Source organism: Photorhabdus cinerea (genome assembly GCF_011189575.1).
Lineage (GTDB): Bacteria > Pseudomonadota > Gammaproteobacteria > Enterobacterales > Enterobacteriaceae > Photorhabdus > Photorhabdus cinerea.
Genome location: NZ_PUJW01000004.1, coordinates 221,652 through 248,204, shown reverse-complemented (window position 1 = coordinate 248,204; position 26,553 = coordinate 221,652). Strand labels below are relative to the sequence as shown.

Below are 26,553 nucleotides of genomic sequence, written 5' to 3'. Positions count from 1 at the left end.
ATGTCAAGTGACACAGTAATCTTAAAAAAATACCTGTCGTTATTTTGCTTACTCAAAGGCAATTCCGGCTATATTTCAGAGTATGAAACTCTGATATCCACATAGAACAAAAAAACAAACCAAGCCCACTTCGGCTAGAAATAACACAAAACCACACCTGAACAACCTGCAATATCCGCACTTGGTTTATCACTGGCTAATTAGCATGCAATTGACAAATTGTGCTATGCTCAAATTAACCTGACATATCAAATAAGCTCGTAAAAGCATACTGGTAACAGGTTTAACATCAATAAAATTTAATATTTTTTAATCTTTTGACAAACACAACCAAGGTAATTTATATGAACATCAGAAAAATAGCGCTTATAATCGTAGCGTTGACTCTTACACCAACTGCTATCGCAAAACTAGATAGGATTGACGGTACCGTCGAAATGCTAAAAGCACCTAACACTAATGGAGATTGCTATGGAAAAATAGCGACACCTACTCACTCACAAGGATTTAGGTGGGTATGTACTATTAATGGTGGGTCGACGTTATTATCATTGCTTCAAACCGCCTATACAAGTCATGAAATTGTAACCATATCAATCGCTGGGATTGAGGAATATAGCCGTCTCTTTTGGGTTGAATTACATCATGAATGTTTATCAAACCCAGCTTACTGCCATTATTGAATTACGTCATCCCTCGTAAATAGATTACTTAATGGCCGCCATAGAATAGGTTAAATAGGATGTATCACTGGCGGCCATTGATTCACATCTTATCGAATTCGCAAATAAAATCTCATAAGGCACACAATAACATTAAAAAATCTGAACCCTAGCATTGCTCATGCTTACCGGTTTATTACACAGTGCAATCAAGACCTTCAATACACGATGCTTTAATAAATAGATATTGGCAAACCCATTAACACCGGGAAAAATTTATTTTATGCGATATGGGCATTTTTATTTTAGTCACAGCCAAAGAGAAATCTAAGCAGAAAGAATATCAATAAGATTTAATCTGACAGATATCTGTATTATGTATCAACAATCAGTCACTGTCAGATCAAATTTAGGCTAGTATAACATTGATAAAAAGAAGAGGTTTTGCTTACTTAACTGTGGCCTCAGTTTGCCAGACTAAGCCATTGTCGCTCTATCTTCCATCGCCTGTCGCCATCCTCCTAACCAATGAGAACGGGCATCTAATGAATAATAGGGGCAATGCTCCCTTGGACGTCCTAAAATGCCTGCATGGTACCCTTTCGATAACGCACGTGCTAAACGATCTCGTTTCTGTCTCTTCATGCTTTACTTACCTCATAAGCTATATCAGTAGAAAGAAAACAGTGGTTGTCCTTCATCCAACCACAATTTAGAAATACCCCTATAAGTTTTGAAAATCAAGTCAAGAAATTCATATTAATGTAATATTTGTTATAATCCACACAAAAGAATCGATAACAGACTAATAATAAAGAAAAATTTTTATATTGCTGATAATATTTATCTTCTCCGGGCATAAAGTAAAGGGCTTTACGATCGGAGAATGATAAAGGTTATGTCTGGGAAGCTAATTGACTGGCAATAGCTTGTGCCAACTGACTCCATCCTTTTGCCAGTGTGCGGACTAAATCATCGTAACCATCTTCTTCCTGTTTCAGTTCTAAATTAAAAGGCCGTTTAACGACACTCCCCTGACGAGTTAAAGTCCAATAACCTTGTAAAATCACCTTACCGTCATAACGGCCATGAAAACCAGTGATTGTCACATCCAAAGTATCTGGTTTACTAACCAATGGTTGGGCAGAAACCAAACGCTGGGGTAATGCCATAGTTAATTCAGCTACCAGCACTTGCTGTAGCTGCTGCTCCAGCGGGCCTGCCCACAAATGATTCGCCGCACTGACATAACTAACATCACTGCTTTGATACACCACACCAGAGGATGCCAGATAATCGGACAGCATAATCCGTTGTACCCACAACTGGTGATCATGCTGTATAACAGCACTATTCTGTGGTGCTATTTCTACTACCGGCAATTGGTAATAAGTTTTTTCCGGCTGATTGCTACAGGCCGAAATAAAAATCACTAAAATTAACGCCAATCTTTTCATCATTTTTTAGCCTTCTTCGGTTCAGGATCTTCAATTGGCTTAGCTTCAAAAACTAACGCGTTGCTCTTATTATTTAGTGTTCTCAAAACAGGCCGCAACTCACTCAATACTTGATCCAGTCGCTGCATATTATCTAACATCTTGTTATAAACTGGTGAACCCGGCTGAAAACCTTGCATACTGCGGTTAAATTCCTGCAATGTTTTCTGTATATCTTTTGGCAGATCTTTGGTTTCAGGATTTGCCAGTACCTTATTTAATTCATCAAGGGTCTGCTGCGCTTTTCTAATTGCTTTCTGACTCTCTTCCAAAGTTCGGGCAGCCTGATTAAACATTGGCTCAACTGGCATATTATTAATTTTGTCCAACGCTGAAATGACCTTATGTTGAATTTGAGCAAGACCACCACTGATTGTCGGTAATAACGGATAACCGGAAATTTCATACGGACCAGCCCACCCTTTTTCATTCGGGTAGAAATCCAAATCAATAAACAGCGCTCCAGTCAGCAAGTTTCCTGATTTAAGCGAAGCACGCAGGCCACGTTTAGTTATACTATTTAGCTCATTCTCAACATCAAATCCTTCACCCAGCTCTTTTTCAAAGCGTCCCGGTTCAATAGAGATAAGTACCGGAATGCGAAAATCATTATCTAATCGCTGTTTCATCCCCTCTGAATAGAATGGCACTTTTGCCACAGTCCCCATACGAATACCACGGAACTCCACTGGCGCCCCCGGCTGTAATCCACGGACTGAATCAGAAAAGAGCAACAGATAATCTTTATGTTCGGTATATAAAGAATCCTGAATACTTTTTTGGTTATCGAAGAGTTTGTAAGTGATTTTTTCTTTAACTGGTTCGCCCAATTCCCAGCCTTTAGGTACATCAAAACTGACACCACCACCAAACAGTGTTGATAATGAAGCCATTTCAACGCGCACCCCCTGAGAAGACAGATCAACAGTGATACCACTGTCTTTCCAGAAACGAACATTAGTTGTCAATAAGCCATCATAAGGTGCATTAATAAACAATTGATAACGCATCAAGTGGGATTTCGGTTCAAATTCACCGGTTTCAACAGAGCCAACTCGATAGCCACGAAACAGCACCGGATCACCCGGATTGAGTTGACCTGCTTTATCACTGCTCAATATTACACGGATACCTTTTGCATCAGGTGAAGCCAATGGGAGTGAGTCCAACAAATAAAATTTATCTTCTTCATCGCCAAGTGTTCCCGGCTGAAGCTCAATAAAAGCGCCAGAAAGGAGAGTACCAAGACCAGATATTCCATCACGACCAATCTGCGGTTTCACTACCCAAAAAGCGCTGTCACTACGCAATAGGTTTTCCATTCCATCATGCAAACGAGCCTTGATAATAACCTGGCTAAGGTTATCACTTAGCATAACCCTCTCAACCACACCAATGTCCACGCTGCGACTTTTAATTTTAGTTTTGCCAGCTTCAATCCCTTCTGCGTTGGAGGTAATCAACGTTACTTCCGGTCCTTGGTGGCTAAAATGGTAAAACAATACCCAAGCACCAATAAGCACTGTCACAATCGGCACAATCCAGACTGGTGACCAACTTTTAATTTTGTCGATTTTAGCCTGACTCTGGTCTTCAACTTTATCCGTCACCTTGACACTCCTTCATTGCCTTATAACGAATGTTTAACGTTGGCTCTATCCCAAATTAAACGCGGATCAAATGTCATTGCCGCAAACATAGTAAGGATCACAACTAAAGAAAAAATAATCGCCCCCATAGCAGGGTAAATACTCATCAGTTTTCCCATACGCACCAATGATGACAATATTGCGATAACAAATACATCAATCATTGACCAGCGTCCGACAAATTCCACAATTTCATAAATAAAATGCATTCGAGCGGAATCGCGCTTACCGTGCCCTTTAGCATCCCAACACAACCAACCAATTGCCAACATTTTCAGTGATGGCACCATAATACTGGCAATAAAAATAACTAAAGCTACAGGATATGAACCTATACTCCACAGTAATATCACCCCAGCCATGATAGTGGAATCACTCTGATTTCCGAGCGATTCTGTCACCATCATTGGTAAGACATTAGCGGGAATATAAAGCATTAAAGCAGTAACTAGCAGCGCCATTGTCCATTGCAAGCTATTACGTCGACGAGCATGTCCACGAGTATGGCAGCGTGAACATATCAACTGGTCTACCGGTAAAATAGCTGTACAACACTGACATAGCCGAACCCCCTGTACCAAACCTGGCTTCCCTGCCTGCAACGATATATCTACCTTAGGCGCAGCCCCAATCTGGTTCCATAACCAATGACGATCCAAGCACTGAAACGCTCTTACCTGAAGCAAACAGAACAGACAATATGGCAAAAAACTCAAGCCTAATCCGATATCACCATAAGCTATTAATTTGACGAAGCTGACTAATACCCCTGCCAGAAAGATTTCAACCATACACCAGTTTTTCATCTGAAACAGAATTCTGGCCAACCAGATCCTTATTTTCTGAGGTATAGCAATGTCCTGGCACAGCAAGATAATCGCCATCATACAAAACGTAGGTACCAGTTGAACACAAAACAGAAAGAAGATTCCTATGCTGGCATAATCTTCATTGAACATCGTCTGTGGGATTTGAGATAAAGTAATTTCGCTGTCAATTCCTGTCACATTCATGTTGACGAGCGGAAACAGGCAAGCAATTAATAGCATGAATAATGCGCTGATTGCATAACCTGTTGGTTGGTGTTTAGGCTCCTTCCACCATGCGATTAATGTCGTTTTACAACGAGGACAAACCGCCTTCGTTCCTTGCACCCATTCAGGTAGTGCCACCAGCAAGTCACACTGAGGACACAATACCATTTCATGATGATGGTTATTGGAACACAAGGTTTTTCTCCTATCAGGGAAAATCGGAAATATTCACAGAATCACACTTAGAGGAATCCCACGGCATGATTCTGTAAATGATGATGACTATCAACCGTTTTTCAATGTTTCCAATTCCTGCCAACGCTCAAAAGCAGTTTCTAGTGCTTGCTCTTTCTCAGACAGTTCAGTTAGTACTTTTTGAGTCATTACATGAGGTTGATTAAAAAATTCAGTATCACTCACTTGAGATTGTAATTGCTCAATCTCTTCTTCCAATTTCTCCAGCAATGACGGAAGTTGTTCTAATTCACGTAACAAATGATAACTCATTTTATTACCTGAACGTTTTGGCGACTCCTTAACTTTCTCTACTTTGATTTCTGTTAGCGGTTTTTTTTCACCCTGTTGGCGTAACGATACAGTCTGCTCACGCTGTTGCTGAGCATCATAATAACCACCAACATAGTTATTAATCACGCCATTACCTTCAAAAATCCAACATTCCGTCACTGAATTATCAACAAACTGACGATCATGGCTGACCAGTAATACAGTACCGTTATAACTATCTACCAGCTCTTCCAGCAACTCCAGTGTTTCCACATCCAGATCGTTGGTTGGCTCATCAAGCACTAGCAAATTACTGGGTTTCAGAAATAGACGCGCCAGTAACAACCGGTTCCTTTCACCACCAGAAAGCGCTTTAACCGGTGTCATTGCCCGTTTGGGATGGAACAGAAAATCTTGTAAATAACCCAAAACATGACGGGGACGGCCATTTACCATTACTTCCTGTTTACCTTCGGCCAAGTTGTCCATCACCGTTTTTTCAGGATCAAGCGCCGCACGATGCTGATCAAAATAAGCAATCTCTAATTTAGTACCACAACGAACGCGGCCACTATCAGGTTGCAGATCACCTAGCATTAGTTTCAATAAAGTTGTCTTACCGCAACCATTTGGTCCCACAAGTGCAATTTTATCGCCACGCTGAATCTGAGCACTGAAATTATCGACTAATTTCTTGTTGCCAATCTGATAATTAACATTTTCCAGCTCGAACACAATTTTGCCGGAACGGCTTACTTCTTCCATCTGTATTTTGGCTGTTCCCATCACCTCACGGCGTTGAGAACGTTCAACACGTAATGCTTTCAATGCTCTAACGCGCCCTTCATTACGGGTACGACGCGCTTTAATCCCTTGGCGAATCCATACTTCTTCCTGCGCTAGCTTGCGATCAAATTCAGCATTCTGCATTTCTTCCACACGCAGCGCTTCTTCTTTGCCCTCAAGAAACTCATCGTAATTACCCGGCCATGAAATCAATTTACCGCGATCCAAATCAACAATACGGGTTGCCATACTGCGAATAAATGAACGATCATGGGAAATGAAAACAATGCTGCCCTGAAAATCTTTCAAGAAATTTTCCAGCCACTCAATCGTATCAATATCCAGATGGTTAGTTGGTTCATCAAGAAACAAAACTTTTGGTAAACTGACCAGCGCCCTTCCCAATGCAGCTTTACGCAACCAGCCGCCAGAAAGAGAAGAGAGTTTCTCTTCCGCAGGTAAGGAGAGCTGTTTCAATACGTCATTAATACGGCTGTCCAACGACCATAACCCACGGATATCCAACACCTCCTGCAATTCTGCCAGACGGCTGAGATTTTTCTCACTTGGGTCCTGCTCCACCATGTGAGAAACCTGATGGAACGCTTTAATATATTCGGCTTGCTCCTGAACACCTTCGGCGACAAAATCAAAAACCGTCCCTTCCACGTCACGAGGGGGGTCTTGCTGTAATCGAGCAACAACCAGATCCTGCTCATAAATAACCTGACCATCATCCAATGATTGTTCTTTTGCTAATACCCGCAACAAAGTGGATTTTCCTGCGCCGTTACGGCCAACCAGACAAACCCTTTCATTTTCTTCTATATGCAATTCTGCATTATCAAGTAATGGCGCATCACTGAATGACAACCAGGCACCAGATAAATTGATTAATGACATAGTAATTATTTTTCCTCACCAGCATGACGTAATAGCCAGCAGTTATGAATCTGACGGTTACGGGCAAAATCCTGCGACTGGGTTTTGCTGGTGATTTCTTCTGCCACTAAGCCAATTTTTTCCAGCTCAGAAAAATCCATTTTAAAACCGCGTTTATTGTTGGAAAACATCAACGTTCCACCACGACGTAACAGGCGTTTAAGCTGCTTCATCAACATGATATGGTCGCGTTGTACATCAAACGTATCTTCCATCCGTTTAGAATTAGAGAAAGTTGGCGGATCGATAAAAATCAAATCAAATTGTTCTCGGGTCTGAGCCAGCCATGCAAGACAATCAGCCTGAATTAAACGGTGCTGACGACCTGTCAACTCATTAGCCTGTAAATTCCGTTCAGCCCACTCAAGATAAGTACGGGACATATCTACCGTTGTTGTTGAACGAGCGCCTCCTAACCCAGCATGCACAGTCGCTGATCCGGTATAGGCAAATAGATTCAGAAAATCTTTCCCTTCACTCATTTCACCTAACATTTTCCGGGCAATACGATGGTCAAGGAACAGGCCGGTGTCCAAATAATCAATTAAGTTGACCCAAAATTTTGCGTCATACTCATTTACCAGAAAGAATTCTTGTTTTTCTGCCATCTTTTCATACTGGCTCTTGCCTTTCTGACGCTGACGGGTCTTGAGCACTAATTGATTTGATGAAAGCCCAAGAACCTGCATCGTTACACTGATAACATCAAATAACCGCTGACGCGCTTTATTAGCATCAACACTTTTCGGTGGAGCATATTCCTGAATCACCACTTTATCCGCATAATAATCAACAGCAACGTTATATTCGGGTAAATCGGCATCATACAGACGATAGCAATCAATCCCTTGTTGTTTTGCCCATTTAGTTAATTTCTTTTCATTTTTGCGAAGGCGATTGGCATAATCTCCCGCTATATCTATCTCTGATGAGTGTGGTTTATCTGATAGTTGATAGTTTTTCTGTACACAATCCAGTGGACCATTTTTGGCTTTAAACTCACGTTCAGCCCGTAATTGCAGGCAGCTTAACAATTCAGGTGAGGCACTAAACAGAGACAGACGCCAACCAGGAAAACGGCTTTTCATCACCCGTCCAAATAAACTGTGCAATGCAACCAATGCTGGCTCACTTTCCAGACGTTCGCCATATGGTGGATTACTTAATACTGTGCCGGCAGAACCTTCCGGTAACGGGTTTTCCAAGCGGCTGGCATCACCTTGCTGGAAAGTTATCAATGGTGCAACCCCTGCTCTGCGGGCATTTGACCGCGCCATATCCAGCACTCTGCGATCAATATCAGAACCAAAGAAACGGGAAGTTGTTTCCTGAAGACCTTTACGGAAACGAACTTGTGCTTCTGCCGTTACCTCACTCCAAATTTCTTTATCATGCTTCAACCAGGCCGCAAAACCCCAGTTATTGCGATGTAACCCCGGAGCACGATCAGCCGCCATCATTGCGGCTTCAATCAATAACGTGCCTGAACCACACATGGGATCGACCATCGGAGTACCAACCTGCCAACCTGAACGCAGGATAATCGCCGCGGCCAAGTTTTCTTTCAACGGAGCCTGACCAGCAAGATCTCGATAACCACGAATATGCAAACCTTCACCACTCAAATCTAGAGCAACACTGGCTTTTTCTTTATTCAAGAAAACATTAATGCGAATATCAGGCTGTTGCTTTGCCACATTTGGACGCTGATCCAACTTACGAATAAAACTATCGACAATAGCGTCTTTAACTTTGAGTGCACCATATTGAGTATTCCGAATCTCTTCATTCGTGCCACTGAAATGCACGGAGAAAGTGCTGTCTACAGAGAAAATCTGGCTCCAATCAACAGACTGAACCCCAAGATAGAGATCTAAGTCGCTATAAACATTAAATTCGTTTAGTGGTAGCAAAATACGTGATGCCAGTCTGCTCCACATCAGACTTTTATACATCACTCTACCGTCACCTTGAAAATGAACTCCTCCCTGCACAATTTTGCATGATCGCGCACCCAGCATTTCCAGTTCGTTCTTTAAAAGTTCTTCTAATCCACGCGCCGTACTGGCAAACAGAGAGTTCATATTGTGTATCACCAAAAAGAAAATTGTTACACATTATAGCTAATCCGGGTGACATGTCATAAAGTTGCTCGCGCTGAAAAAATGTTTCATGGAGATTAATGGATGATAACTTTGTCTCGCCTGTACACTCACCCGGTAAAGTCTATGCGTGGTTTGCAACTTTCCCATGCATTAGTTAGTGAAAGCGGCCTTATATTTGACCGCAATTTTATGATCACGACTACAGACGGGACTTTTATTACTGCTCGTAAGTATCCCCAGATGCTGTTGTTCACCCCTGCTATTTTAAACAACGGTATTTATCTGCATGCACCTAACGGCGAAAATGCCACAGTGCTCTATAGCGATTTCCTGCCAGAGCAGCAACCTACTGAAGTATGGGGAAATCATTTTACAGCACTCATTGCCCCGGAAGCCATTAACCAATGGCTAAGTGGTTTTTTTGACACTCCAGTGCAATTACGCTGGTTAAGCCATGAATTAACTCGCAGGGTAAAAAAACACCCTGAAGTTCCATTATCATTTGCTGATGGTTATCCATTTTTGCTTATTAATGAGGCTTCATTTCATTTATTACAACAACGTTGCCCTGCTAGTATTAGATTAGAACAATTTCGCCCAAATATTGTTATTACCGGTGCAGAGGCATTTGCAGAAGACAGTTGGCAATCAATCCAGATTGGGGATGTTATTTTTGACTTACCTAAACCATGTAGCCGCTGTATTCTAACAACTGTCAGCATTGATAAAGGAATTAAAAATCCAAACGGAGAACCCTTAGCAACATTGCAATCATTCCGTACCGCAGAAAATGGTGATATCGATTTTGGTCAGAACCTCATTGCCCGTTCAAGTGGTATTATTCGCGTCGGGGATAATGTAACTATATTAGCTAAAAAAGATCCCCGTAAATATGGCAGTAGTGAAAAAGTTGAAAACATCGATGTACCAAAAACAAATAATCAAATTGTAACTATTGAATATAATGGACAAACCTTTACAGGTAATAATCAACAAATCATTTTAGAACAACTGGAACAACAAGGAATAAGAGTGCCTTACTCATGTCGGGCGGGTATATGTGGATGCTGTAAAATTTCTTTAGTGAAAGGAGAGGTTTCTCCTTTAAAAGCCACCGCAATTAAAAATGATGGTTATATTCTGGCTTGCTGCTGTATTCCAAAGAATAATCTTATTCTTAAAAGTAATACGTAGAATAGATCTTAAATTCAAATCAAACCGCAGTGCCATGAGTTGGCACGCGGATAATTACATGAATTGCATCCATTCTTTTATAACTCTTATTAGTTTATTCTAATCACTCTGAATTTACATATTGTCTCTCGATTCATCCAAATGAATCATCATTAATTATAATAGATTGGTTATGGTTAAGAGCGAATTGCGAACTGTTCAAGAACTAGAACAACCCTTCCAAAGCATATAAGGGGTAAGTTATGGCACGTATTGTTATTGCAGTCACCGCAAACTCTGGACAGCGCTATCCTATGTTAAAAGGTTGCCCAACCAATTTATCTCACAGGGACACCAAATCACCCTATTCACCAGGCGGTACTTCGTTAACAAGTAGAAGCAATCAGGCACTAAAGAACATCTTCGCTACCCCAATCCCATTTCTTAATCGCCAATTTTTGTCCTCCATCTCCATTTTGGCACTAACACAGACAACTAACTAAAAGGAGGAAATCAAGAAATCAGCATGTGTAGTAATTTCATGGAAAAGTCAATCATAATGATTATTATCATAATGAATTAATTATTACTATAATGAATTTGTGACAGCCGTCATAAAATGATTACACTCTGAGTCAGGAGCTAGCGCAATTCAATCAAAACAATATGAAGGAGCAAATCATGGCACGTATTGTCATTGCAGCGGTCGCAACACCCGGGCATGTCTATCCGATGTTAAAGGTTGCTGAATCACTGATAGCACAAGGGCATCAGGTAACAGTGTTTACCGGTGTGTTATTTCGCCAACAAGTAGAAGCTTTAAGCGCACAATTTGCCCCTTTTGATGAACAAATAGACTTTGACTACCGTCACTTAGAACAACATTTCCCTAACCGTGCTCAACTTCCTCCGGGAAATGTACAAATGGCACTAGCATTCAAGAACTTCTTCGCAGCCCCAATCCCACTTCTCGATCGTCAACTGCGACAAATCATTCGTGAACAACAAGCAGAACTGCTTATAGCCGAAAACTGCTTTTACGGCATATTACCTCTGCTGCAAAAAGAAAAAGCCCATCGTCTTCCAGTGATAGTTGTTGGCATAACGCCTTTGGCTTACTCTTCGAAAGATTCCGTTTTCTGGGGGCCACGTATCCCGCCCGCGGTATTACCACCAGAATTGACACATGAACAACTCGTAGATGAAACTAATCAACAGCTAATAGCCGAAGTGCAGGATAGCTTCAATGATGCATTAGTCCAGTCAAGTGGCTCTGCGTTAACCAGAAATTTCAATGATGAAATGATTTTTGGTGCTGATCGCTTTTTGCAACTCTCAACCCTGGCCTTTGAATACCCACGAGAAGGATTGCCTGATACAGTCCATTTTATTGGGCCGCTTCCTAACCCTGCACCTAAAATAGAATCACCTCAATTATGGGAAAAAGATGATCCACGCCCATTGGTTATCGTCACTCAAGGTACTATATCCAATACCGATTTCAATCAATTGATTCTCCCTACATTACGCGCATTAGCTACATTACCAGTGCGTATATTGGCAACTACCGGTGGCAGGTCGGTAGAAACATTGAGCAAAGATCTACCCGAAAATGTACGTATCGAAGAATTTATTTCATTTGAGCATTGGCTGCCACAAGCTTCACTACTGATATCCAACGGGGGTTACGGAACCATTAATTACGCTCTTAGCCATGGTACACCATTACTCATTGCAGATGCAGGAGAAGGTAAGCAGGAAGCGGCCTTTCGTGTCGTATGGGCTGGATGCGGAATTAACCTGGAGACAGCACACCCCACAGAATCTCAACTTAAGCAAACAGTGGAGAATATGTTAAGTACAGACTTGTTTAAACAACGTGCACAAATTGTCCAAAAAGATTACGCAAGACATGATGCATTAACAGCAATATCCAATCATGTAGAACAATTAATTCTTGAACAAAGCCGCATTAACTAAGCCCTAGATACTTCATCCTTCCTCTCCATTTTGGCAATAACACAGGCTAAAAGGAGGGGAAATCAACATATTTCATAACTTCATAAAAAAATAAACAACAGTGATTATTGTCATAATAAACTATTATCACTACAATCAATTTATGACAGTAGTCATAAAATAATCACACTTTGAGTCAGGAGTTAGCGTAATTAAATCAAAACAGTATAAGGAGTAAGTTATGGCACGTATTGTCATTGCAGCGGTCGCAACACCCGGGCATGTCTATCCGATGTTAAAGGTAACTCAATCACTGATAGCACAAGGACATCAGGTAACTGTATTCACTGGCGCGTTATTTCGCCAACATGTAGAAGATTTAAACGCAGAATTTATCCCTTTTGATGAAAAAATAGACTTTGATTACCGTCACTTAAAACAACGTTTTCCTGACCGAGCGCACCTTCCGCCAGGAAATCTGCAAATGGCGCTAGCGTTTAAAGATTTCTTCTGTAGTCCAATCCCATTCCTCGACCGCCAATTACAACAAATCATCCATCAACAGCAAGCAGAATTACTTATAGCCGAGAACTGCTTTTATGGCATATTGCCACTGCTGCAAAAAGGAAAAGCTCATCGTCTTCCAGTGATCATCATTGGCATAACGCCTCTAGCTTACTCTTCGAAAGATTCAATTTTCTGGGGACCACGTATCCCACCCGCATTATTACCATCAGAATTGACACATGAACAACTCGTGGATGAGGAAGCCCGACAACTAATAACCGAAGTACAGGATCGCTTTAATGACGCATTAGAGCAGTCAGGATGCACTACGTTAACCCGATTTTTCAACGATGAAGTCATCTTCAGCTCTGATCGCTTTTTGCAACTTTCAACCCTGGCGTTTGAATACCCACGAGAAGGATTGCCTGATACAGTCCATTTTATTGGCCCACTCCCCAACCCCGCACCGAAAATAGAATCACCTCAATTATGGGAAGAAGATGATCCACGTCCACTAGTTATAGTCACTCAAGGCACCATGTCCAATACCGATCTAAATCAGTTAATTTTCCCTACATTGCGGGCACTGGCCACATTACCTGTACGTGTATTGGCGACCACCGGTGGCAAATCGGCAGAAATACTGCGAGAGAACATACCTGACAACGCACGCATCGAAGAATTTATCTCATTTGAGTACTGGCTACCGAAAGCTTCATTACTAATATCCAACGGGGGTTACGGAACCATTAATTACGCCCTCAACCACGGTACACCATTGCTCATTGCCGATACAGGAGAAGGCAAACAAGAGACAGCGTTTCGCGTCGTATGGGCTGGATGTGGTATTAATCTGGATACAGCACAACCTGCTGAATTTCAGCTTAAGCAAGCGGTGGAAAATATGCTAAGTACAAATTTGTTTAAACAACGCGCCCAAATCGTCCAAGACGATTACGCCAGTCACGATGCATTGGCAGCAATATCCAATCACGCAGAACAATTAATCCTCGAACGAAACCGTGCTAATTAACTCCTTAATATATTAATCTCTCCTCCCCATCTTGAGACTCATGTTATCCAGAGGGGGAGCTATTAAAATGCTTCTTAATATATTTCCCACGCCTGCTTCAAATGAGTGAACTGTAGCTATTACATATAACAGGTAAGTTTCTGTGATGATAGTTAACAGATGATTTTAGGACACAAGAAAAAAGTGACTTTGCTCTTAGAAAGAGAATAGAACAACTAGATCTTAAACTCAAATCAGACCGCAGCACCATAAATTGGCATACAAACAGGTTCCACAAATGGCATCAATCTGTCATTCATAATCTTAATTGGATCGCAAAAATTCATTACCCGATCAGATAACGTTAATTGCGGTTGAGCTAGCAAGCAAAGGCTCGCACTCTCCCCGGCTTCTGCTACCAAAAATATAGCATCGGTTCCACAGTTCAGAAGCCGCACCTGGATCAACTCCCCCTGTACAGGCTTTTCCATCATAGCAAAACGAGAAAAATACCAGCTCCTTGGCATTTGTGGCTTAATAAAGCGAAAAGCCACTAACGCATTAAGAATTAATTCAGCTCTGAATTCATCTGAAATATTAATTCGGCGTGCCTGTTCTTCAAAACAATAATAAAGCGTCGCATCTTCTACAGAAAATGACACTTCTCCCATTGCATAGGGTGTCAGCATCTTTGCAGGAAAACAGGAACGAAAAACCATACCATTAGACAGATCAAGCATTACACGGTCATGGTCAGCATCAAAATACCAGCGCCATTGGTCATCAGGTTTAATTTTCATGGGTTATCCTTTTATGCCAAAAAGCTCACATCTCTAAACAGATTGTAAATAACTTGCCTGCTATTCAGTGAAATAAGTCCTGTCATAATTAAAAGACATGCAAAGATACAGATAAAATTTAGGTGATCAGAGCAAATATAGACGAGTTGGGGGCAAAAATAAACCCCCAATGATAAATTAACAGAAAGATTTAGATATGATTGACGATATCTTTGATTAATTTTGGCCCATGATAGATAAACCCAGAAAAAATCTGTATTAAAGAAGCCCCAGCTGCTATTTTTTCTCTGGCCGCAGTCAGTGAATCTATTCCGCCAACACCGATAATAGGAATTTCACCTTTTAATTCTTGCGATAATCGACGAATAATTTCTGTACTACGTAATTGAACCGGTCGCCCACTTAACCCACCAGCTTGTTGGCAATAGTTAAGTCCTTCAACTAATTTCTTGTCTAACGTTGTATTCGTTGCAACAGCACCATCGATATTATGACGAATCAAACTATCTGCAATTTGAACCAACTCCGCTTCAGAAAGATCCGGTGCGATTTTTACCGCAACAGGGACATATTTCTGATATTTTTGTTGAAGCTCACTTTGTTTATCTTTAATCGCAGAGAGTAAATCATCCAGCGCTTCGCCGTATTGTAATGTTCTTAAACCCGGCGTGTTCGGTGACGAGATATTAATCGTAATATAGCCAGCATAAGGATAAATTTTATCCATGCAGATTAAATAATCATCTTTCCCATGCTCTACTGGCGTATCCTTATTTTTGCCAATATTGATCCCAATAACCCCACCATATTTCGCTTTTTTGACATTTTCCACCAAATTATCAACACCGAGGTTATTGAAGCCCATACGGTTAATTAACCCTTCTGCTTCAACGATACGAAATAGTCTTGGTTTATCATTTCCTGCCTGAGCTCGTGGAGTCACTGTGCCAATTTCAATAAAGCCAAATCCCATTGCACCGAATGCATCAATACAATCACCATCTTTATCAAGACCTGCCGCCAGACCAAGGGGATTTTTAAATGACAGGCCCATGCAGGTAACAGGTTTTGTAGCAACTGACTGATGGATAAGAAATTCGAAAGGAGTACCGGTAATACGTTTGAGCTGGCGGAAAGTTAACTCGTGCGCTCGTTCCGGATCAAACTGAAACAACGCCTTCCTGATTAGTGGGTAGCACATCATCCTCAACCTGTTAATTAATTCATAAACACTAAGTTATAAAAATAAAACTAATACGTTTCTATACTCATTCATGTAGCACTTAGAAACTCTTGAACGACACAATGCTCATTGCTAATCTCCAAGATATCTTGGTAAGAGATTAACCGAATAGCGTAGGTTGAAGCCACAGAAATATGCTCACCAGAAGCAAAATTTTTCCATCCGTGACTAAAACTGTCGCTTAACTGCCTTTAAACAGTAAGAATAAGACCATTAAGGACACAACGATTAACCGCCATTCAGTGTCTTACTGTACTTTCTTCCCCAAGATTAAAACCATTCAATTAGTACGGTGCTTTCCAGTGAATTTCATTTCCAGCTCATCCAATATCATTATTGTTGCTTTTGACACTGCAAGGATATAAAACCATTCAGAATCAAAGTAATGCATCTCGCAACTACAATTATGAAAGATTAAAAACGAATCGAAAGGTTAAAAAACATGCGGAATTTTTCCACATTTAATAAATATACAATTATTCCTCATTTAAAACTTTCACCACCAAAGAGTTAAGTAAGATTATTCCAGGTTAACACAGATTCATTTCGCTATTGAATAATTTTTCATAAAATGATAGAAAAATGGAGATTATTTTATCTTCTATTGTAATAGAAGGAAATCTTAAATAGACTGTGACTTTGAATAATATGAAAAAATTAATTCTTGTTATCTCCATCTCTTTACTTTCAGGCTGTGCAATTAGTTTAACAAAGCCTATGGAAGATTATTCAGGTACTGATTCTGCCAGAATTAGAGTCAGAAATTACCTCCCGCCACTGACACTGGAAACTTACGAAAAATCAGGGGAATGTTTTAAGCTTGTTGACCTCAGAACTCTAACTGCTGGTGTTAACTTTATCGGCATTAAATCAACATACAATAAAAGAATACCAGGTATGACTCCCCCATCACCGAAACTGCAAGGCGCAGATGCTCTTGAGTATGTCATTAAAGCAAATCAACATATGAGGATTACTTCCCAAGAATACACTGACAGGTCTCCGAACGGATACATATCAAGCTCTTTTATTCCTGAAGTTGGTCACGATTATGACATATATCCACATGAATTGAATGTAATCATTAAAGATCTATCAAGTGAAAATGGCTATCGAAATTGGAATGATGACGATAAAGAGTGTAAATACAAAACAAGTCTATTTGGTGGTAGAAATTACGAATAACGGTTATCTTTTTTACTATAATAGCCCTCTATGAGGGCAACAAATCTCTGCTTATCTTTACTATTAACTTCGCTCTGTTTTCAATTCCAAATTGAATATTCAAACATTTGAACATCGGCACTCAATTGGCATTATACCTAATTTTACACCGACAAATGGAGAATACCGGTATAAAAATCACGGTGCAACCTAACAGATAATCAGATTTCACTAAGGTGATAAAATATTTCATTATTAAGCACAGGGCATCTTAATGATATCTGATCCGAAAATAAACGATTGCAAGAAATTTATTATCCAGAAAATAAATCAGACAGAATATCGGGCTAAATAACCATTAGCCCGATAAAACCATTAAGCTGATAAATAGTATCAGCTTTCTAACGCCTTGGTAATTTTCTCAAACAAATCACCAGACAGATTTTCCAACCCTTTTAACTGTTCCAGCACACTACGCATCATATCTTTACGTTTATCGTCATAACGCTTCAAGCGCATCAATGGTTCAATTAAACGGGAAGCAACCTGCGGGTTACGGCTGTTAAGATCAGTCAAGATTTCTAACAAGAATTGATAACCACTGCCATCTTCAGCATGGAATGCAACCGGATTGTTAATAAATGTTCCAACCAGAGCACGCACTCGGTTTGGATTCCCCATGCTAAATGATCGATGATTCAGAAGATTGCGCACATTAGCCAGAACATCTGCTGACGGGCTACTTGCCTGTAAGCCAAACCATTTATCCATAACCAAACCATCTTGATGCCAGCGCTCATCAAACTCCACCATCAGTTGATCACAGCAAGGCAACTCGGCTACCACCGCGGCAAATAACGCAGCTAATGCATCAGTCATATTGTCAGACTGGTGATATTGATTTGATATCAGCTTATCAGCCTGAATTTGATGACCAAAGGCCAGATAATATAAACAAATATTACGCAGAGAGCGCTTGGCTATATCCTGGTGATCGACACGATATGCACCTATATTGATGGAGTTATAAACTGCCGCAAACTCATCAGCCATTTCCTGAGCCAAAGTACGGGTAGTTGCATCCAGAACTTCATGAATTGCTTTTGGATCAATAACCGTAAACAATTCCGCTATCTCACTTTCTGATGGCAAAACCAGAATCAGAGCAGCCAAAGCAGGATCAATATCCTTATCTAATAACACCGTACGGAAAGCATCTACCACATGCATTGGCAGTTCAATCGGCTGCTTCTGCTGGTAACGGATAACATTCAGCTTGATATAGTTTGCCATCAGCGACTGAGCGGCATCCCAGCGCGAAAATTCATTACGGGCATACTTCATCAGGAATACCAATTGCTCATCACTAAATTGGTAATCTAGCTTCACCGGTGCTGAGAATTCACGTAATAAAGAAGGGACTGGCAATGACGGCACATTATCAAATACAAACGTCTGCTCTGCATTGGTTACATTCAGCACATGGTGTACTGGCTGACCATTATAATACAGTGGGAGCACATGGCCTTTACTGTCATAGAGTTCAATATCCAACGGAATATGCAGAGGTTGTTTCTCTTTTTGATCAGCTGTAGGTGGTGTCATCTGACTGACATGCAACTTATATTGCTGCTTTTCTGCATCGTATTCATCACGGACGGTCAGCACTGGTGTACCCGATTGGCTATACCAGCGGCGAAAAAGTGACAGATCCACATTTGATGCATCTTCCATTGCCTGAACAAAATCATCACATGTTGCAGCACTACCGTCATGGCGATGAATATAAAGCTGCATCCCTGTCTGAAATTGTTCTTCACCCAGTAAAGTGTGAATCATGCGAATGACTTCTGCCCCCTTTTCATACACAGTCAGCGTATAAAAGTTATTCATCTCAATCACTTTATCGGGACGAATTGGGTGAGCCATTGGGCTACCATCTTCAACAAATTGCGCTGAACGCATAACGCGCACATTATCGATACGATTAACAGAGCGTGAGCCGAGATCAGAGCTGAATTCCTGATCACGGAAGACAGTCAGTCCTTCTTTCAGGCTAAGCTGAAACCAATCACGGCAAGTAATACGATTACCTGTCCAGTTATGGAAATATTCATGGCCGATCACGGCTTCTATGTTAAGGTAATCTTTATCAGTCGCAGTTTCAGATTTTGCCAACACATATTTGGAGTTAAAGACATTCAGACCTTTATTCTCCATTGCGCCCATATTGAAAAAATCCACTGCAACAATCATATAGATATCGAGATCATACTCAAGACCAAAGCGGGTTTCATCCCATCTCATGGCATTTTTCAGGGAAGTCATTGCCCAATCAGCCCGGTCAAGGTTACCGCGATCAACAAACAGCTCTAATGCAACTTCGCGACCGCTACGGGTTGTAAAAGTATCGCGCAGAACATCAAAATCCCCAGCAACTAAAGCAAACAAATAACCTGGTTTTGGGAATGGGTCCTGCCACTTCACCCAATGACGCCCATCATCAGTTTCTCCCTGCTCAACCCGATTACCATTTGAAAGCAGATAAGGATATTTAGATTTATCGGCAGTGATACGAGTTGTAAAACGCGCCAACACATCAGGGCGATCAAGATAATAGGTAATGTGACGGAAACCCTCTGCTTCACATTGGGTACAAAGTGCATCGCCAGAAACATACAATCCTTCAAGAGCCGTGTTTTTCGACGGATGGATGGTATTCACAATTTTCAGCGTGAACTGAGCGGGCAACTGCTCAATGATCAGAACACTATCCTGCTCACGGTAATGTTCCCACGGTTGACCATTTACATGAAGACTTTTCAGTGTTAAGTCTTCACCATTTAGCACTAATGACGCTATTTCATGACTCAGACGCTTCACCTGGCTTATTGCAGTAACTTCTGTGCTATCGGCATCAAGATTAAAATCGAGTTCAATATCAGTAATCGTATAGTCGGGAGCGCGATAATCCCGGCGATATTTAGCTTGTCGCTGTTGTGTCATAAGAAACCTTTTGGTTCATATTTATGGAATTAATTCAATACTAAATCTTACGCTGACACAGAAATAGGTTGAATTTCAAGAGCAAAATAACGCACCTTCTGGCGTTAAACATTCATTCAGCACGAGTATGATATTATGTAAAGAATATGTTTGCTCTTTGGTGCTTGTTGTCACGCAATGATCAAATAACATGATAACATTTAACTAACGGCCCCTTTTAGCTTCGATCTTTTGGTGAACTTTATGATGTTATGTGACTTCAATAACAAAATAATCTCGGTATACTCTTCCAACTTTATCGATTTAGCTGATATGAATACGCTCCGTGAGGATGCATAACGCGCCATGACCCTAGACGCTACCCCGATTATTAAATCACTGCTTGATACTGACGCTTATAAGCTTCATATGCAACAAGCAGTGTACCACCGCTACAACGACATTCCTGTAGTTGCAGAATTCCGCTGTCGCGGTGATGAACTGCTGGGTGAATATGCCGAAGAATTACGCCATCAGGTTAACATGATGGCTGATCTGGCATTAACCGATGCTGAATTTAATTATCTTGCCAATCTGCCTTTTTTCAAAGCTGATTATCTAAACTGGTTAAAAACTTTTCGTTTTAACCCACAACAAGTCAATATTTCTGTTACAAGTGCCGGTCAATTAGCCATCCGTATTTCAGGATTATGGCATGAAGTCATTATGTGGGAAGTCCCCTTACTGGCATTGATCAGTGAGCTGGTCCACCGCCATCACTCACTGAATAACGCTGCTGAAAATGCAACCAGCCAGCTTCGCAAATTGATTAAATTGTTCTATCAAGATGCCAAAGAGGAAGGAATCGATCTCTCCGGTTTTAAACTGATGGATTTCGGCACACGCCGCCGCTTTTCACACAGTGTTCAGCATGCTATTGTCAGTGAACTGCAACAGCGTTTCCCTTACCTGATTGGCACTAGCAATTATCAACTTGCACAACAACTTGGGCTCACTCCTGTTGGTACGCAAGCGCATGAGTGGTTTCAGGCTCATCAACAAATCAGCCCCGAATTGGCAAACAGTCAGCGGGAAGCATTACAAAATTGGCTAAATGAATATCCCAACCAATTAGGTATCGCCCTGACTGACTGCATTACAATGGATGCTTTCTTGCGGGATTTTGATGCCCCGCTTGCCAACAGCTATCAAGGTTTGCGCCATGATTCGGGTGATCCAGTCCAATGGGGTGAAAAAGCTATCGCCCACTATCAAAAGCTGGGCATCGACCCGATAACAAAAACCTTGGTATTTTCTGATAGCCTGGATTTCCAGAAGGCGCTGACGCTCTATCGCCATTTTCACAACAGAATCAACCTGATTTTTGGTATCGGTACACGGCTGACCTGCAATATTCCGGGGGTTAATCCGCTGAATATCGTCATCAAACTTGTCGAGTGTAATGGCAAACCGGTAGCAAAACTTTCAGACAGTCCCGGAAAAACCATTTGTGAGGATAATGAATTTGTTAACAGGCTGCGGGCAGCTTTTGATATACCCCAGATCAAACAAGCTTGCTAACACAATTTTTATTTGAAAATACAACCGTGCCGCTAGCAAAAAAGTAGCGGCACATCTTAAAAAGACCTTTTTCTCTCTATTTCACCGTTTAAATTAGTGATTTCCTCTTGTTTCCTGAAATATGGCAAGTAACATAGAACAAGTTGCCCTTTGTGGGTATCTACCCTATGGATTTCAAGATGCATCGCGACGGCAAGGGAGCGAATCCCCGGGAGTATAGCGAACTATGTAACCGGGGTGAGTGAATGCAGCCAACAAAGAGGCAACTTGAAAGATAACGGGTATATTCATTTTCACAAACCTGAATTGTATATATAAAGAAGAGAGAAATTTATGAGCGTAGCGCCTGTAGTCGACGTACTGCAAGGCCGGGTTGCGGTTGATAGTGAAGTCACCGTTCGCGGCTGGATACGTACAAGGAGAGATTCTAAAGCTGGTATCTCTTTCCTCACCGTCTATGACGGTTCCTGCTTTAATCCATTACAGGCCGTCGTTAATAATAATTTGCCCAATTATCAGGATGAAGTTCTGTATTTAACTACTGGCTGTTCGGTAGAAGTGACAGGAACAGTTGTTGCTTCCTTGGGTCAAGGGCAGAATTTTGAACTACAAGCGACAAAAGTTGTGGTTATTGGCAAGGTTGAAGATCCTGACACTTATCCGATGGCAGCTAAACGCCATAGCATTGAATACCTGCGCGAAGTGGCTCACCTGCGCCCACGTACCAACCTGATTGGTGCTGTTGCCCGTATGCGTCATACCCTTGCACAAGCATTGCACCGTTTCTTCCATGAAAATGGTTATTTCTGGGTTTCTACTCCATTGATCACTGCGGCTGACACAGAAGGCGCTGGTGAGATGTTCCGAGTCTCCACACTGGATCTGCAAAATTTGCCTTTAACTGACAAAGGTGAAGTGGATTTCAACGAAGATTTCTTTGGCCGCGAAGCTTTCTTGACGGTATCAGGCCAATTGAACGGCGAAGCATATGCCTGTGCATTAAGCAAAGTCTACACATTCGGTCCGACTTTCCGGGCTGAAAACTCAAATACCAGCCGCCATCTGGCAGAATTTTGGATGATTGAACCTGAAGTGGCTTTTGCTGATCTCAATGACGCGGCATCACTAGCTGAAAATATGCTGAAATATGTTTTCAAAGCCGCATTAGAAGAACGCGCCGATGATCTGCAATTCTTTGCTGAACGTGTAGATAAAGACGTCATCACCCGTCTGGAAAAATTCATCAATGCCGATTTTGCTCAGATTGATTACACCGACGCAGTTGAAATTCTGCAAAACTGCGACCAGAAATTTGAGAACCCCGTATTCTGGGGGGTTGACCTTTCTTCAGAACATGAGCGTTATCTGGCAGAAAAACACTTCCAAGCTCCCGTTGTTGTGAAAAACTATCCAAAAGATATTAAAGCTTTCTATATGCGCATGAACGACGATGGCAAAACTGTCGCTGCAATGGATGTACTTGCACCGGGCATTGGCGAGATTATTGGTGGCTCACAACGTGAAGAACGTCTGGATATGCTGGATAAGCGCATGGAAGAGATGGGGCTTAATAAAGAAGATTACTGGTGGTACCGTGATCTGCGTCGCTATGGTACCGTACCTCACTCCGGGTTTGGCCTTGGCTTTGAGCGTTTGGTCGCTTATGTGACCGGTGTCCCAAATGTACGTGATGTCATCCCATTCCCACGCACACCGAGAAGTGCCAGCTTCTAATAAACTCGCAAACATAACATTAAAAATTCTTATGTGTAAAAGCCAGCAAAAGCTGGCTTTTTTATTTTTTTATCCTGCTGGCGATCATAAATATCTCTTTATTTACATTTTCACATATATTATTTTCACTTTATTACAAAAACCATCACTTTGTATCACTTTATTAGTGGATAAAGCCCTCTACCAATGGAACACTTTGCCCCGACACGGACGGCGCCATGTTTTCATAAATAGTTTCAAAGATTTTCTTAAAGGAATTATTTCTTGAAGTAACAAATGTCCGAATCACACCAATGATGGAAATTAACAGAAGGTAACAATTGAATGAAGGGTAGTATTCTTGCAGTGGTAATCCCAGCACTGTTAATTGCTGGCGCAACAAATGCCGCTGAAATTTATAATAAAGATGGAAACAAACTGGATTTGTATGGTAAAGCTGATGCCCGTCATCAATTTTCTAAAGCCTTTCAAAAATCAGATAGTGCTCCTACCCGGAGTGAAGATGGTGATGCAAGCTATGTTCGTCTAGGTTTCAGAGGTGAAACCCAAATCAATAACCAGTTGACAGGTTTTGGTCGCTGGGAATACGAAATTCAAGCTAACAACTCAGAAGCAGACGGGGCTAAAGGTAACAAAACCCGCTTGGGCTTCGCTGGTTTGAAATTTGCTGAATACGGTTCTTTGGACTACGGTCGTAACTACGGTGTTCTCTATGACATCAACGCCTGGACCGATGTATTGCCAGTATTCGGTGGTGACTCCATGTCCCAAGCTGACACCTACATGACTAATCGTGCTACTGGTGTTCTGACTTACCGTAATACTGACTTCTTTGGCCTGGTTGATGGCCTGAACTTCGCCCTGCAATATCAAGGTAAGAACGATGAAGACAGCAAAAATGGTCGTAATTCACTTCTCAAGCGAGGCGATATCATCAAACCCAATGGTGGTGGTAACGGTGACGGTTTTGGCTTATCTGTGACTTATGATCTGGGATATGGTATCAGCGTAGGTGGCGCCTATTCCAACGCTGACCGTCCTATCATACATGAAAGATTAGTGACATCTGTCGCTCGCGGTGAAAGAGCAGAAGCATGGAACGTTGGTGCTAAATACGATGCCAGCAACATCTACCTGGCGGCTATGTACGGTGAAACCCACAATATGACCTCTTTCGGCTACCAAGATGTCGTCTCGGCAAAAACCCGTAACATCGAATTAACGGCTCAATATCAGTTTGATTCAGGTCTGCGTCCATCTCTGGCATACGTTCAATCCAAGGGAACAACTTTTTTCACAAATCAGGACTGGGTAAAATACATTTCCATTGGTTCTTATTACAACTTTAACAAAAATATGTCTGCTTATATTGATTACAAGATCAACTTAGTAAAAGACAACAAATATACCGACTATTTCGAAGTTAATACCCAAAATGCTATTGGTGTAGGCTTGGTATATCAGTTCTAATTAACTGAAATAAAATCAAACAAACTCTAATTAATTCGGCATGGCGTTCATTTGAAGTGAACGCCATCTTTTTTTAAAGAAATAATAACAATCACACCATTGATTAAAAATAGTACGGTGACTGAGGCAATATGCAGACAAAAATATCAGCAAATTACTTATAAAAAATTTCATGAAAAATTAACACTTTGTTTTACCTTTTTTACTAAGATCAACAGATACTTTTTCCCTTCACTGGCTCCTATTCATTTTCTGCTCTTTTGAACAACTGGACCAACCATAGCTCAAAAAACAACCCATAGTTTACATTTTTAAACACTTTGTTTCACATTATTACTAAATTCTTTTTTTTATAGCACTTTGTGAGTGGATAAAAATAACAACCAATGAAACACTTGACAGCGAAAAAGACGACACTAAACTCTCACAAATAGTTCCATAGATTTTTAAAGAATTATTTATAGCAGTGGCAGGTGTCCGAATATAACACCAATGAGGGTAATAATAATGATGAAACGCAATGTTCTTGCAGTGGTAATCCCAGCTCTGTTGGCTGCTGGCGCAGCAAATGCAGCTGAAATTTATAACAAAGACGGTAACAAACTGGACCTGTACGGTAAAGTTGAGGTACGTCACCAATTCGCTAACAATAACAGCGGTGAAGACGGCGATAACTCCTTTGCTCGTCTGGGTTTCAAAGGCGAAACTCAAGTCAATGATCAACTGACCGGCTTTGGTCGTTGGGAATACAATATCAAAGGTAACCGTGCAGAAGCTGTTGACGAAGAAACTAAAACTCGTCTGGCTTTCGCTGGCCTGAAACTTTCTGACTACGGTTCACTAAACTATGGCCGTAACTACGGTGTTGTGTATGATGTCAACGCTTGGACCGACGTGTTGCCAGTATTTGGTGGTGACTCCATGGCTCAGACTGACAACTTCATGACTGGCCGTTCTACTGGTCTGTTAACTTACCGTAATACTGATTTCTTCGGCTTGGTTGATGGCCTGAACTTCTCTCTGCAATATCAGGGGGAGAACAGTGAAAACACAGCTAATGGTCGTGCTAACCGCAAAGACAATGGTGATGGCTACGGTTTCGCTGCGATTTATGACGCAGGTTACGGTATCAGCGTAGGTGGTGCATACTCTAACTCTGCCCGTACTACTGCGCAAAAAGCTGCTTTTAGTATTGCTCCGAATAAGGGCGGAAAAGATACACCAGCGGGATCTACTGCTTTAGGTGAGCGTGCTGAAGCATGGAACATCGGTGCCAAATACGATGCTAATAACATCTACCTGGCTGCCATGTACGGTGAAACCCGTAACATGACTCGCTTCGGTGGAAAAGCTGATGGTGTAAACTGGGAAAATATCGCCAACAAAACTCAGAACATCGAATTAACTGCACAGTATCAGTTCGATTTCGGCCTGCGCCCGTCTCTGGCATATGTCCAGTCTAAAGGTAAGAGCCTGTTCGACGACGTTCGTGGTTATGAAAAAGAATCCGGCAGCCACGATCTCGTTAAATATATCTCCGTCGGCACTTTCTACAACCTGAACAAAAACATGACTACCTATGTTGATTACAAAATCAACCTGCTGGATGATAATGACTTCACCAAATCATTTGGTATCAGCACTGACAACGTTGTTGGTGTAGGTATGATCTACCAGTTCTAATCACCATTTGGTGAATATGTTTAACTGAACAAGTTAGACATAATTGAAATAAAGCAGTGCT

At 41.4% G+C, this 26,553-nt stretch carries 18 protein-coding genes; 9 read left to right on the top strand and 9 right to left on the bottom strand.

Annotation, left to right across the window (positions count from 1 at the left end; translation table 11 throughout):
* The first annotated feature begins 344 nt into the window (after positions 1 to 344).
* Entirely contained in the window at positions 345 to 683 is a 339-nt protein-coding gene (locus C5469_RS05760; RefSeq protein ID WP_166303548.1) for a hypothetical protein, read from the top strand.
* Positions 684 to 1,139: 456 nt separating this feature from the next.
* Here C5469_RS05760 and rmf read toward each other — a convergent pair whose 3' ends face one another.
* From rmf to rlmKL, 6 genes are all read right to left on the bottom strand, one after another.
* Positions 1,140 to 1,307 (bottom strand): ribosome modulation factor, encoded by a 168-nt coding sequence (gene rmf, locus C5469_RS05755; protein ID WP_071881064.1) that lies wholly within the window; start codon positions 1,305 to 1,307, stop codon positions 1,140 to 1,142.
* Between the two features lie 251 nt (positions 1,308 to 1,558).
* The gene (gene pqiC / locus C5469_RS05750) at positions 1,559 to 2,122 is read right to left on the bottom strand and encodes a membrane integrity-associated transporter subunit PqiC (protein WP_207628771.1); all 564 of its coding nucleotides are present in this window, start codon (positions 2,120 to 2,122) and stop codon (positions 1,559 to 1,561) included.
* Positions 2,119 to 3,768, bottom strand: a complete 1,650-nt coding sequence (gene pqiB, locus C5469_RS05745; RefSeq protein WP_166303545.1) for an intermembrane transport protein PqiB — start codon at positions 3,766 to 3,768, stop codon at positions 2,119 to 2,121. The genes pqiC and pqiB overlap by 4 nt, the downstream gene beginning before the upstream one ends.
* Positions 3,769 to 3,788: 20 nt before the next feature.
* Entirely contained in the window at positions 3,789 to 5,036 is a 1,248-nt protein-coding gene (gene pqiA / locus C5469_RS05740) for a membrane integrity-associated transporter subunit PqiA (protein WP_166303542.1), read from the bottom strand.
* 90 nt (positions 5,037 to 5,126) lie between these two features.
* Entirely contained in the window at positions 5,127 to 7,037 is a 1,911-nt protein-coding gene (locus C5469_RS05735; RefSeq protein ID WP_166303539.1) for an ABC transporter ATP-binding protein, read from the bottom strand.
* Between the two features lie 5 nt (positions 7,038 to 7,042).
* On the bottom strand, positions 7,043 to 9,160 hold the full coding sequence (gene rlmKL, locus C5469_RS05730) for a bifunctional 23S rRNA (guanine(2069)-N(7))-methyltransferase RlmK/23S rRNA (guanine(2445)-N(2))-methyltransferase RlmL (RefSeq protein ID WP_166303536.1): 2,118 nt from the start codon (positions 9,158 to 9,160) through the stop codon (positions 7,043 to 7,045).
* A gap of 102 nt (positions 9,161 to 9,262) precedes the next feature.
* On the opposite strand from rlmKL, the gene C5469_RS05725 reads away from it, so the two are divergent.
* The 3 genes from C5469_RS05725 (at position 9,263) to C5469_RS05715 (ending at position 13,853) form a co-directional block, all read left to right on the top strand.
* Complete coding sequence (locus tag C5469_RS05725; protein WP_166303533.1) at positions 9,263 to 10,375, top strand: YcbX family protein; 1,113 nt, start codon at positions 9,263 to 9,265, stop codon at positions 10,373 to 10,375.
* A 660-nt stretch (positions 10,376 to 11,035) separates the two neighbouring features.
* A complete protein-coding gene (locus C5469_RS05720; protein WP_166303530.1) occupies positions 11,036 to 12,334 on the top strand; it encodes a glycosyltransferase in 1,299 nt (432 codons plus the stop codon).
* Positions 12,335 to 12,554: 220 nt separating this feature from the next.
* The gene (locus C5469_RS05715; RefSeq protein WP_166303528.1) at positions 12,555 to 13,853 is read left to right on the top strand and encodes a glycosyltransferase; all 1,299 of its coding nucleotides are present in this window, start codon (positions 12,555 to 12,557) and stop codon (positions 13,851 to 13,853) included.
* A 233-nt stretch (positions 13,854 to 14,086) separates the two neighbouring features.
* Here the strand turns inward: C5469_RS05715 and C5469_RS05710 are convergent, their stop codons facing one another.
* Together C5469_RS05710 and pyrD are read right to left on the bottom strand one after the other, a co-directional pair.
* Positions 14,087 to 14,632: a cell division protein ZapC gene (locus C5469_RS05710; protein ID WP_166303525.1), complete on the bottom strand. Its 546-nt coding sequence runs from the start codon at positions 14,630 to 14,632 to the stop codon at positions 14,087 to 14,089.
* A gap of 190 nt (positions 14,633 to 14,822) precedes the next feature.
* Positions 14,823 to 15,833, bottom strand: coding sequence for a quinone-dependent dihydroorotate dehydrogenase (gene pyrD / locus C5469_RS05705; RefSeq protein WP_166303522.1), 1,011 nt, complete (start codon positions 15,831 to 15,833; stop codon positions 14,823 to 14,825).
* A gap of 675 nt (positions 15,834 to 16,508) precedes the next feature.
* Here pyrD and C5469_RS05700 point away from each other — a divergent pair.
* Positions 16,509 to 17,060: a hypothetical protein gene (locus C5469_RS05700; protein WP_339413767.1), complete on the top strand. Its 552-nt coding sequence runs from the start codon at positions 16,509 to 16,511 to the stop codon at positions 17,058 to 17,060.
* Between the two features lie 372 nt (positions 17,061 to 17,432).
* Here the strand turns inward: C5469_RS05700 and pepN are convergent, their stop codons facing one another.
* Complete coding sequence (gene pepN / locus C5469_RS05695) at positions 17,433 to 20,045, bottom strand: aminopeptidase N (RefSeq protein ID WP_166303519.1); 2,613 nt, start codon at positions 20,043 to 20,045, stop codon at positions 17,433 to 17,435.
* Positions 20,046 to 20,390: 345 nt separating this feature from the next.
* Here pepN and pncB point away from each other — a divergent pair, with 345 nt between their 5' ends.
* The 4 genes from pncB to ompC all read left to right on the top strand — a co-directional run bounded on the left by pncB (position 20,391) and on the right by ompC (position 26,492).
* Positions 20,391 to 21,605 carry a nicotinate phosphoribosyltransferase gene (gene pncB / locus C5469_RS05690; RefSeq protein WP_166303516.1) on the top strand — a complete coding sequence of 405 codons (1,215 nt, stop codon included), beginning with the start codon at positions 20,391 to 20,393 and terminating at the stop codon, positions 21,603 to 21,605.
* Positions 21,606 to 21,938: 333 nt separating this feature from the next.
* Complete coding sequence (gene asnS, locus C5469_RS05685) at positions 21,939 to 23,339, top strand: asparagine--tRNA ligase (protein ID WP_166303513.1); 1,401 nt, start codon at positions 21,939 to 21,941, stop codon at positions 23,337 to 23,339.
* A gap of 324 nt (positions 23,340 to 23,663) precedes the next feature.
* Complete coding sequence (locus tag C5469_RS05680) at positions 23,664 to 24,809, top strand: porin (RefSeq protein WP_166303510.1); 1,146 nt, start codon at positions 23,664 to 23,666, stop codon at positions 24,807 to 24,809.
* Between the two features lie 507 nt (positions 24,810 to 25,316).
* A complete protein-coding gene (gene ompC, locus C5469_RS05675) occupies positions 25,317 to 26,492 on the top strand; it encodes a porin OmpC (RefSeq protein WP_278249747.1) in 1,176 nt (391 codons plus the stop codon).
* Positions 26,493 to 26,553 lie beyond the last annotated feature (61 nt).